The organism is Erwinia typographi (assembly GCF_000773975.1).
In the GTDB taxonomy this organism is placed as follows: domain Bacteria; phylum Pseudomonadota; class Gammaproteobacteria; order Enterobacterales; family Enterobacteriaceae; genus Erwinia; species Erwinia typographi.
This window is the reverse complement of record NZ_JRUQ01000005.1, coordinates 50,261-60,413: the sequence shown is the minus strand read 5'-3', so window position 1 is coordinate 60,413 and position 10,153 is coordinate 50,261. Positions and strand designations below refer to the sequence as shown.

At 52.9% G+C, this 10,153-nt stretch carries 13 protein-coding genes; 6 read left to right on the top strand and 7 right to left on the bottom strand.

Annotated elements, in window-relative coordinates; translation table 11 throughout:
- Positions 1–73: 73 nt before the first annotated feature.
- Positions 74–322, bottom strand: a complete 249-nt coding sequence (locus NG99_RS01000; protein WP_034887460.1) for a GlsB/YeaQ/YmgE family stress response membrane protein — start codon at positions 320–322, stop codon at positions 74–76.
- Positions 323–507: 185 nt separating this feature from the next.
- On the opposite strand from NG99_RS01000, the gene NG99_RS00995 reads away from it, so the two are divergent.
- Positions 508–1,245 carry a flagellar brake protein gene (locus tag NG99_RS00995; RefSeq protein ID WP_034887458.1) on the top strand — a complete coding sequence of 246 codons (738 nt, stop codon included), beginning with the start codon at positions 508–510 and terminating at the stop codon, positions 1,243–1,245.
- 38 nt (positions 1,246–1,283) lie between these two features.
- Here NG99_RS00995 and emtA read toward each other — a convergent pair whose 3' ends face one another.
- On the bottom strand, positions 1,284–1,910 hold the full coding sequence (gene emtA, locus NG99_RS00990; RefSeq protein WP_084110347.1) for a membrane-bound lytic murein transglycosylase EmtA: 627 nt from the start codon (positions 1,908–1,910) through the stop codon (positions 1,284–1,286).
- A gap of 292 nt (positions 1,911–2,202) precedes the next feature.
- Here emtA and ldcA point away from each other — a divergent pair, with 292 nt between their 5' ends.
- Both ldcA and NG99_RS00980 read left to right on the top strand, forming a co-directional pair.
- On the top strand, positions 2,203–3,123 hold the full coding sequence (gene ldcA / locus NG99_RS00985) for a muramoyltetrapeptide carboxypeptidase (RefSeq protein ID WP_034887469.1): 921 nt from the start codon (positions 2,203–2,205) through the stop codon (positions 3,121–3,123).
- Between the two features lie 15 nt (positions 3,124–3,138).
- Entirely contained in the window at positions 3,139–3,801 is a 663-nt protein-coding gene (locus tag NG99_RS00980) for an MBL fold metallo-hydrolase (RefSeq protein ID WP_034887456.1), read from the top strand.
- 9 nt (positions 3,802–3,810) lie between these two features.
- Here the strand turns inward: NG99_RS00980 and NG99_RS00975 are convergent, their stop codons facing one another.
- On the bottom strand, positions 3,811–4,215 hold the full coding sequence (locus NG99_RS00975; RefSeq protein ID WP_034887455.1) for a hypothetical protein: 405 nt from the start codon (positions 4,213–4,215) through the stop codon (positions 3,811–3,813).
- A gap of 108 nt (positions 4,216–4,323) precedes the next feature.
- Positions 4,324–4,548: a YgdI/YgdR family lipoprotein gene (locus NG99_RS00970; protein ID WP_034887453.1), complete on the bottom strand. Its 225-nt coding sequence runs from the start codon at positions 4,546–4,548 to the stop codon at positions 4,324–4,326.
- 208 nt (positions 4,549–4,756) lie between these two features.
- On the opposite strand from NG99_RS00970, the gene NG99_RS00965 reads away from it, so the two are divergent.
- Together NG99_RS00965 and NG99_RS27835 are read left to right on the top strand one after the other, a co-directional pair.
- Entirely contained in the window at positions 4,757–5,002 is a 246-nt protein-coding gene (locus tag NG99_RS00965; protein ID WP_034887451.1) for a DinI-like family protein, read from the top strand.
- A 106-nt stretch (positions 5,003–5,108) separates the two neighbouring features.
- Positions 5,109–5,348: a hypothetical protein gene (locus NG99_RS27835; protein ID WP_072017505.1), complete on the top strand. Its 240-nt coding sequence runs from the start codon at positions 5,109–5,111 to the stop codon at positions 5,346–5,348.
- A gap of 16 nt (positions 5,349–5,364) precedes the next feature.
- On the opposite strand, the gene NG99_RS00960 is transcribed toward NG99_RS27835, so the two are convergent.
- Together NG99_RS00960 and NG99_RS00955 are read right to left on the bottom strand one after the other, a co-directional pair.
- On the bottom strand, positions 5,365–5,562 hold the full coding sequence (locus tag NG99_RS00960) for a hypothetical protein (protein WP_034887450.1): 198 nt from the start codon (positions 5,560–5,562) through the stop codon (positions 5,365–5,367).
- Positions 5,563–5,946: 384 nt separating this feature from the next.
- On the bottom strand, positions 5,947–6,855 hold the full coding sequence (locus NG99_RS00955) for a LysR family transcriptional regulator (RefSeq protein ID WP_034887448.1): 909 nt from the start codon (positions 6,853–6,855) through the stop codon (positions 5,947–5,949).
- 122 nt (positions 6,856–6,977) lie between these two features.
- On the opposite strand from NG99_RS00955, the gene NG99_RS00950 reads away from it, so the two are divergent.
- Positions 6,978–7,829: a Vmh family MBL fold metallo-hydrolase gene (locus NG99_RS00950; RefSeq protein ID WP_034887446.1), complete on the top strand. Its 852-nt coding sequence runs from the start codon at positions 6,978–6,980 to the stop codon at positions 7,827–7,829.
- Positions 7,830–8,072: 243 nt separating this feature from the next.
- Here the strand turns inward: NG99_RS00950 and NG99_RS00945 are convergent, their stop codons facing one another.
- Entirely contained in the window at positions 8,073–9,896 is a 1,824-nt protein-coding gene (locus NG99_RS00945; RefSeq protein WP_034887445.1) for a hypothetical protein, read from the bottom strand.
- Positions 9,897–10,153 lie beyond the last annotated feature (257 nt).

Genomic DNA, 10,153 nt, shown 5'->3' with positions numbered 1-10,153 from the left:
GCTATTTAGGACGGGTCAACGGCATAAAAAAAGGAGACGGTAACGTCTCCTTTTTTGGCTTACCGTGCGTGTATCAGCTTTTTACTTTGCGATAAATCCACAGCACAACAATCGCACCAATTACCGCAACGACGAAGCTGCCGAAGTTAAACCCGTCAACCTTGCCAAAGCCAAAGAAGGTGCTGATCCAGCCCCCAACTACGGCGCCAATAATACCCAGGACGACGGTGATGATAAAACCACCGCCATCTTTACCCGGCATAATCCATTTAGCGATAATCCCTGCGATCAAACCAAAAATGATCCATGACAAAATACCCATTTACGGCTCCTTGTTACCGACTGATTAGACGTCACTATTATAGGCCAGGATTCTAACTCTGTGATTTAAATCTAATCTTTTTGTCAGTTTTTTTTTACCTGTAGCCTAAAGCGTCCCCTGACGCTGCCGATAATCCGACGTATCACCGCTGAAAGCGCGTTTCTGACATTCATCTGGAGAGGAATGTGAAGGCAGAAGATAAAGAACAATACCTCAAGCGCGGTCCGCTGGCGGTACTGGCAGTACTGAAGACTCTGATAAAAAACCAGACGCCCATCCTTGTCTCCCACGCACGCGGCCAGTTTATGACTAAATTACTGGATGCCGATCGGGAAGGTATAGTGCTGGATCTTGGCAGTAATGACGCTGAAAACCAGCACGCCATGCAAGCCCGGGACTTACATCTGACTGCCGAAACTCACGGTGCTAAAGTCGAATTTGCGCTTAGCGAACTGACCGACGACGAGTTCGACAACCTGCCAGCATTCAGCGCAGCGCTACCGGACGTACTGTGGATGATCCAGCGGCGGGAATTTTTCCGCGTCTCTGCGCCGCTGGAGCCCATTTTTTACTGCTACGTTACCTGGCCTGATGGCAGCGGTGAAGGTCGGTTGCGCCTCCAGGACCTCTCGCTCGGCGGCATTGGCGCGCTGGTCGACTCGCCGATTCCCTGCCCCCTGAACGGTGGTGAAGAGTTCGAGAAGTTACGCGTGGAGCTCGGTGAATATGGCCGCTTCGAGGTGGACGCGCAGCTGATCAACGTCGGCAAACGCAGTATCGTCGGCAATAAGAATGAAACGGTAGTCACACCACGCCTCAGCTTTCGCTTCAGCTCGCTGACTGCCGGAGAAGAGCGATCGCTCCAGCAGGTTATTTTTTCCCTTGAACGGCTGGCCCGTGATAAGGCCAACCGCTTCCAGTAACTTCCCCAGCCGCTGATGGCTCAGCCTGTCGGACCGGTTCAGATGGTGCGGTAAGCGGTGGTCACTTTCCACAAATAGCGAGGTGCCTGAGCGGCTGGATGTTTATTCTGCACATGCTGGTAAAACTCTTCTGGCGACATGGCGTTGATCATCGCGATGGCGCGATCCCGGTCGCGCGAGAAGGTTCTTAGCAACGCACCTGCGCCGTTGGCATAGGAAACAATCGTGGCGTAGCGCAGCGTTTCAGGATCGCGAATCCCTGCCAGCGACTGGTCCTGCAAAATTTTCAGGTAGGCGGTGCCAATATCGATATTTTTCACCGGGTCACGCAGCTCGCTGTTGGTCGGCTGACCTCGCTTGCCCTGCACCCGATACACCTCACGCCCTGCGGTGGAAGCCTTAATCTGCATCAATCCAATGGCATTCGACCTGCTGACTACCGTTGGATTGCCGCCCGACTCGACTGAAATAATGGCATCTACCAGTTTTTGATCGACCCCGTAGTTATGCGCCGCATTCTCCGTGAACAGTGACCAGGCCTGCGCGACCTTTTCAGGTGGGGCTTTGGTTAACGGCGTTTGCTGCTGCTGAGTGACTATTTGTTTATGCGGCTCGCTGGCGCAGCCCGCCAGCAATAACACGCCCAGTATCGCAACCGTTTTCACACTTCTCACGCTATATTCATCCTCTGAGCCTTAGCCTCGCGCTTCATCATAGCGTGCGCCAGACAGGAGAAAATTACCGTAACTCTGAATTTGAGGCGCCTGCGGGTGACTTCGTCCCGGCTTTTCGTCATCATCAGGGATATTGGACCGTCAGTGGCGTAAAAAAATTCCTTTACCGCTGCATAAAAATCACACAACTTGCGGCTAAAGGCGACTTTTTTTTCACGCCGGACGTAAAATGCCGTTGAAATACGGCCATTCTTTCGCCGCTTTGAGGATTAAAGTGAATATTATGTCGGTTACTCCCCGCACTTTTCAGCTGATTGCCCCTTCCGGCTATTGCCATAATCAGCAGGCGGCGTCGCTTGCCGTCGAACGGCTACGCAATCAGGGGCATCAGGTTTTACGTACTGAGGTCATCGCCCGCCGCGAGCAGCGTTTCGCCGGAAATGAGGCCGAACGCTTGCAGGATATTAACGGTCTGGCGCAGTTGCATAACCTGCCGGATATTATTCTGGCGGTGCGGGGCGGCTATGGCGCGACCCGGCTTCTGCCTGGTCTGGACTTCGCCGGCGTGGCCGCCAGGCTACGCGGTAACCCGGTGGCCCTCTGTGGACACAGCGACTTCACCGCCATTCAGCTCCCGCTGTTGCAGCATGGCGTGATCTCTTTCAGCGGCCCCATGCTGGCGGGAAATTTTGGCGCTGAGGTTTTATCTGAATTCACCCTTGAACACTTTTGGCGGGCGCTGACTTCGCCTAAATTAACGCTAAGCTGGAAAACGCAGCCGCAGGACGTTGACGTCACCGGCACGGTTTGGGGCGGAAATCTGGCAATGATAGCGTCCCTGATCGGCACGCCGTGGCTGCCGCAGATTGAAGACGGCATTCTGGTGATCGAGGATGTGAATGAGCATCCTTTCCGCGTGGAAAGAATGCTGCTTCAACTGGCACACAGCGGGATTCTGGCTCGCCAGAAAGCGATCGTAACCGGCAGTTTTACCGGCGCAACGCTGACAGAGTATGACAATGGCTATGACTTCGACAGCGTCTGGACGCTGATTCGTCAGCTGACCGGCCTGCCGCTGGTCACCGATCTTGCGTTTGGCCATCACTGGGATACCGTGACGCTGCCGCTGGGCGCGCAGGGACATTTGCAGGTCAAAGGTTCGGACAGCACGCTGACGTTATCAGGGCACCCTACGCTTCGTTAACCCCCAGGAGCGCCCATGAAGCAGTTGTACGAGGATCTCTGGGTTTCAACACCGGAGCTGCCGGCCGCTCAAGGTGAGCCGGAACTGATGATGCACGGTTTTTTGCTGCGGCATTTGCGCGGCAATTTGCTGATTTCGCGTGTCGAGAGCCTCAGCGATCATCAGGCTATTGAAGATCTGGGCGGCGTAATTCGCCACTATCTCACCCACTGGCACGAAGCAGGTCCGGGCGCGCAGCTGTTGCAATCGCGCTTTAACTCTGCCCTGTACTGCCATAACCGGGCGCTGGGGCCAATCAGCCCCTGGGTGGAGGCTGACGACACCTTCAGTCAGGCCGAGGTCCACTGCGGTAGCTTCCACGTTGTTCCCACGCCGGGCCACACGCCGGGCAGCACCAGCTACCTTTACGCTTCTCCCCACGGTAAAACCTATCTTTTTGTCGGCGACACCATAATGCTGACCTCTGAGGGCTGGGTTACGGTACTGGTCCCGGAAAGTAATGAAGCCGATCTGAAAAAATCGATTGAGTTTTACCGCGCGCTGCGGCCCGACGTGGTGCTGATGGGAACAACGGCGGGCCAGCTTGCCTGGCAGGAAGTGACGATGCGCCAGTGGCTGTCGCTACTGGATGAGGCGGAGAATTCGCCGCTGGATCTGCGCCAGCGGCTGCTGGAGTAGCCGAAGCGCTCAGGACGCCAGTTTGCCTGAGGCGTCGGTCCTTTGCAGCTCAACCGCGCTGTTTTCACGCTCGCTGCTGCGGCTACAGGGCACCAGTTTCTGCTCACCGACGTAAGAGAAGAAGACATCCTCGTCTGAGGTATTCACCACCATCTGATCGCCATTACGGAACAGCACAATCGACACTTTATCGCCATTCCCGGTTTTGGAATGCTGGTTACCCGCGGCAATCTGGAAATGATCGCCGGGCCACATAATCGTGGTCAGGCCATACTGCGCTTCGGTCACGGTCATCGTCGGACGGCCTGGGCAGGTAATCTGGAATTCAGTGTTGAGTTTTGGCGCGTTCTCGTTTGCCTGAGCAGCGAACGCAGCGCAGGCAAGCAGACATCCAGTGGCGATAGTGCGGAACATGGGCAGGCGTCTCCGGGAATTCTCTCTGATGTAGCTGATATTTGTCAGAGAGCCTGGCATATTCCGCGTGATCTGTCTGTCTGATAATACTCCGAATTTCTGCCGGGCTTATTTGTCCAGCGAACTCATCTCTTTAATCTGGTCCTGGTTTACGGCCTGCTGCTGACCATTTTCATCGGTGTAAACCACCATACCGGTAGCTTTGTCCACCTGCGGTTTGCCCTGCACCACCACCGTTCTGCCATCTTTCATCTGCATGACGTGGTCGCTTGAACAGCCCGCAAGCAGCAGACCACCCGCCAGTAAAGCTAATGCATACGCCGTTTTTTTCATTTTTTCAGTACCTTCATTCGAATGGGTTACTGCGCAGTGTAGCGCAGGAGATGAAGTAAATTTGATGATTATTGCGGGGAATCCAATCCGCCTCACAGAATCCCCTCTCCAGCCAGGCCCTGCCGATTTGTCCAGCACGCAAGATTTTGATTGAAGGTTGCCGGCAATAACTGTATTTTTATCCAGCCTTTTTAACCAGGATAACCCCATGTTTGTTGAACTGATTTACGATAAGCGCAACGTTGCCGGACTGCCTGCCGCGCAGGATCTGATACTGACCGAGTTGACGAAGCGGATTCAGCCCGTTTTTCCTGACGCTGAGGTTAAGGTCAAACCCATGCAGGCTAACGGGGTGAAAACCGACGCCAGCAAAAGCGACAAGTCGGTCATGCTGAGAATTATTGAAGAGATGTTCGACGAGGCCGATCAGTGGCTGGTTTCTGAAGAGTTTTAACCGGCAGCAAGGCGAATGCGCAATGGCTCACGGCCCCACCCGATGCTAAAGTTTTCGCCAGCCAGGCCGACTCTATTCCTATAGCAAAATAAAGGAGAGACCGGTCATGGCAATACTTTTCATCCCGTCGCTGGTGAGCTTGCTGACGAAGGCGGAAAAACGAAAAGGCGCGGCGTTAACGCGACAGGAAGCGGAAGCTGTTTGCGCCAGTGCCGTCTGCATTTCAGTACCGGACAACCTTGTACGCAACCTGGACCCCTCGCGTGGCTACAGTGATATCGATCATACAAAATGCTGGGAAGCGTGGCTAAGCTACCGTTCTCCCGAGCGGACAAGAACGGCGTAGTGCGGCCGGAACCGGCCTATTTCGCGCGATGGGCAATCTCGGCGTACAGCAACTCGTAAACCTTAGCCGCATGAGCTGAGCTGTCGCGCAGCATCTGAATGGCCTCCTCCAGAGTCTGAGGTTCCATCTGGCCCACAATGCGCCACCCTAAAGCGATGTTCTTCGCTTCTTCCAGCCGGTTTGGGGTTTGTTCGATCGATGCAGCTTCAGACACAGAATTCTCCTGATTTGAGTGTTGGCCCTATTTTACGGACCATCGCTTCGCCATCTCAACCCCTGATTCAGGGCGGGCGGTCATTTTGGCTAGTTTTTACCCACTTTTCAGTTAAGTGGCGTTTTATCCAGCAAAATTAGAAAAATCCCCGGCTTAAAGTCGCTTACTGCCTGATGATGAAATAGCACTATTTCATCGTTTTGCGCTAACTTCCAGCCCTTTGTGCGGAAAATTTCTGCTGAATTTGGCCGGAAAAAAAATAAAAGTGTTGCGCAGATGAGAAGCGTTAAGGGCTATCGGTAACAGATCCGATGTAAACAAGGAACGTTCGGCTGGCGTTTAAGGTTAGTTTAGGGACGGGGTTGGTCTCATCCCCAACTGTAGTCATGCTGTCTTGCCGGTTGCCAGTAAAGAGTCATCAGCCAATTGCTGCTGTACCGCAGCCAGGAACAGGCGTAGGGCCGCAGGCTGAAGCTCACGCGACAGGTAAAGACCATAAATACCCAGCGTTTTTGGCGTGAAATCTGACATCACAAGCTGCAATTTCCCGCTGCCGATCGCCGCTCGTGCCTCCATCTCCGGCACCATCGCCAGACCGCAACCGGCGATGGCCGCATCGCACAACACCGAGGAGATCCCTGCGCTGAAATTCCCCCTGATGGCAGTGTTTACCACCTCACCGTTTCGGTCTTTAAATTGCCAGTTCTGTCCAGCGAAGCGGCTGTAGTGCAGGCAGTTATGCTGCGTCAACTCCTGCGGCGTTTGCGGTGCGCCGTGCTGCTGGAGATAACCTGGTGACGCGCACACCACCGAAGCACATTCACCGAGGCGACGCGCAATCGTGCCGGGTTCAGGATCGTTAGTGATGCGCACCGCCAGATCTATACGCTCGCCAATCAGACTGACTGACTGGTTGTTGATCTCAAGCTCGATACGCAGTGCCGGATAACGAGCCAAAAACGCCGGGATCATTGGGCCAAGAATATGGGTGGCGGTAGAGTGGGCGCAGGCCACCCGCAGCGTGCCCTGTACCTCACGCTGTGCGCCCTGTTCAGCAATTTCCTCCGCCAGACGCGCCAGAACACGGCTCTTTTCGAGAATTTTCTCCCCTGCGGGCGTGATGGTAAGACGGCGCGACGACCGGTGCAGCAAGCGCGCGCCAGCCCATTTCTCCATTTCGTCGAGATAGCGGCTGACCATGGGCCGCGAAATGTCCAGCGCCCGCGCAGCGGCGCTCAGGCTGCCCAGTTCGCAGATACGATTAAACACCGTGGCCGCTGTCACTCTGTCCATGCTCACTCCATCCGATCGTTTTATGAAACTGAACATCTCTGATTACGGTAATTCTATCAGACCAGGATTCCCCTACAATAGCGCTTTCAGTTACGGCAAGCCGCCGCTTAAAGGAAGACACAATGAAGATGAAAAAATTAGCACTGCTGTTGGCGCTCGCCGCCAGCCCGGCACTGGCCGCTCCGCTGCACTTAGAAGTATTCAATCCTCAGAAGGCGGGTCTGTTCCCCGTTTCTTCGACGCTGGTATCCGGCCCGCATGAAGCAATATTGTTTGATGCGCAGTTCAGCCCGGCAGATGGCAAAAAGCTGGTTGAGATGATCAAAGCCAGCGGCAAGAAGCTGACGCAAATTGTGATTACCTCCGGCGATCCCGACTTCTATTTCGGTCTGGAACCGATCGTCAAAGCCTTTCCGCAGGTGAAGGTCACGGCTTCGCCGGTGGTAGTGGAACATATCGAAGCCACTAAAGACGCCAAGCTGCAATATTGGGGCCCCAAAATGAGCGGCGGCGCGCCCTCACAGGTGTTTGTACCCAACATTAGCTTTCAGACAGGTTTCAGCGTAGATGGCGAGCGTATTGAACTGCGTCATGGCGGAGATAAATCTGCCTACCTGTGGATTCCGGCGAATCGGGCGATTCTGGGAGGCACGGCAGTGGCGGCGGGTATCCACGTCTGGACAGCGGATACGCAAACGCCCGCCAGTCGCGAACAGTGGCGCAGCGTGCTGCGTGAAATGCAGCAGTTAAAGCCAAAGGTGGTGATCCCGGGTCATTACATTGGCGCTCGTCCGTACGGCGACCAGGCCGTGACCTTCACGCTCAATTATCTGCAACAGTTTGAAGCGGCGCTGAAGCAGAAGAAAGGTTCGGCGGCGGTGATTGAAACCATGAAAGCGGCCTGGCCTAATCTGCCAGATGAGAGCTCACTGGACCTGAGCGCAAAAGTGAATAGCGGTGAGATGAAGTGGTAGTGTGCAAGCTCAAGGATTAAAGATGGCGGGAGCAGAACGCTCCCGCCATTAAGTACGCTGATATATGCCTGAGCATCGCGTCGCCAGACTCGCAAAACTTCAGCAGATTAGCGTCTTCCCTGTGACGCAGTATCACGCGCACAAAGTGAACCGGCTCTGATGAAAAAAATAATGCACCTATTTGCTTAGCACCAACGCGCATTTTGAATTATTCATATAATGATGAAAATCAGCAAGTTGCCATTAAAAGTAAGCAATCTTTCTGTTTACGCCATTGATCTTTACTGTAATGTAACCTGTTGGTGTAGCGGTTGAGGCTGGGGCTTCCGCCGTGGCTGAGGCCAACGTCACAACCTTCCCGTCATATCCATAACCAGCTGAGCCATTGTGATGATTCATTACGGATGAAAGCGTTACCCGGCTGGTGTTTTCAGGATCCAGGTCAGCATCTTCAGTGAAATCTGAATAGAACAACGAACTTTCACCTTCATCAAAGCGAGTCGGCCCTGTTGTTTTAAGATTAACGATGACATCACCACTCTGCGCTTTTACCTTAATCCAGGCCTCACAGGTTAAGCCTGAGTTATGTGAAAGCATGAAGCAATCGTCAACGCCAGAATCGCCTTCAAAGTGGATATTACCCCCGACAGAACTGGCTCCACGATAGAGGTTAATGAACGTCTTACCGCATACATTACTCAGTAAGGGGTTTTCAGTTGGTAATGTCGTCGTATCACGAAGTGTTTTACCGTTTACCTCAAGGTGCCAGTGCTGGTTAGCATAGCGAAAGTTAAACTGCCCCACGCGGAACCACTTGTCTTCAGTCGAATTATTGGTAATTCGATAACCTGAATACCAACCAGCTCTCATCGATCCGGTCATCTCGGTGCCGTAGTTCTCATCACGGCGCCAGCCCTTTTCAAAACTTGAAAGCCACGATGATCCGGTACGCTCCATGTCAATGCTGCCGCCAGTTTGCAAGTTCAGTTGACGAATCAGCACCCGCGAATAATTCAGTTTGAGTGGGTTAACGGAAGACTCAATGCTGAGAGCATCAATAATCCACTGACCATTGGACAGATCGCCAGGAAAACGCGTGTGCTCAATCCATACGTTGCGGATCAACCCTTGTGTCATACGGGGCATGTACAGCATTGCATCAGCATAACCATACTGGAAGTTTGAATTGGTCAACTCAACCGCCGTAGAGTGATCCCATTTTCCATTAGGTGAGTCTGACCAGGTAATATCAAATACCCGCCCATAAGTGTTTTTGGTGTAAATCTGGTCTAAACGCGTATCAAGTGTATCGATCAGCTTAAATGCGGAGCCACCATTATTTTCAACGCGACAGCATGTGATATTGACATATTGCCCCTCAATGGTGATGTTTTCGAAAAATGACTGCTGATTGCTGACCATCTCAGAAGTTATTGCACCAGTATTCGTGGTGGTATCCGCCGTGGCCTGGCCATCCCAAAAGAGCCCACGGATAGCCGTACGACGGGCCTGAACTTTAAAAACGGTTGAGCTGGATTGGTCGGAAACAATAATAGTTCTTGGAGAAATGCCGTATTCGCAGTCGTCCCCGTAAAGATTGAAAAACTGAAGCTCCCCCTCGCCGGTTAAATCAACAGGATTAATCATAAACTTGCCGACAGGGAAGCGAATTCCGACACTTTTAATCGGGTTTTTAGTGGTATCAGTTACAGGGGATGAAAAACCTTTTGACCATTTGTGCATGCTCACACATGCATCGTGGTTGACCGTGCCATTATCTGCATCAAATGAGGAATCACCACGTAGCCGCTTTCCACCAAAATGATAAATATTGATATCTTCAACATTATCGATGATGCGCTTCCAGTAGTAACCTCCGGCTGAAGGGACGGCAATAGTACCATTATCGTCAGAACCTGAAGTGATGGCGGTATCAAGGAAACCGACAAAACGACCGCCCCCCTGGAACGCGGAATCTTTGTCATAATAACGCTTGAGAGCAGCAATCTCGCCGGATGCAGATGGCGTGGTGTTACGTAGTTCGGCAAATGAATTTACTTCGATCATGACATTTCCTTTCATGGGTTGTTGAGCATATATGCCCGGGAGTATTCATTGCTTTCTTACAGGCCTGAGCTGATGCAGCGGAAACTGACACCTGTTAATGCGCTTCCAATTGCGACAGTCCCTGATATTAATTTGGACTTTCGCTCCCTTATTGCTGTAGTGTCCTCACAACAATTAAGGGGCAAAAAAAGCCTCCGGCGGTGGCCGAGGCTGGAATCTTATGATAATAAGCGTTGTGTCTACGTGACCACGCCTTT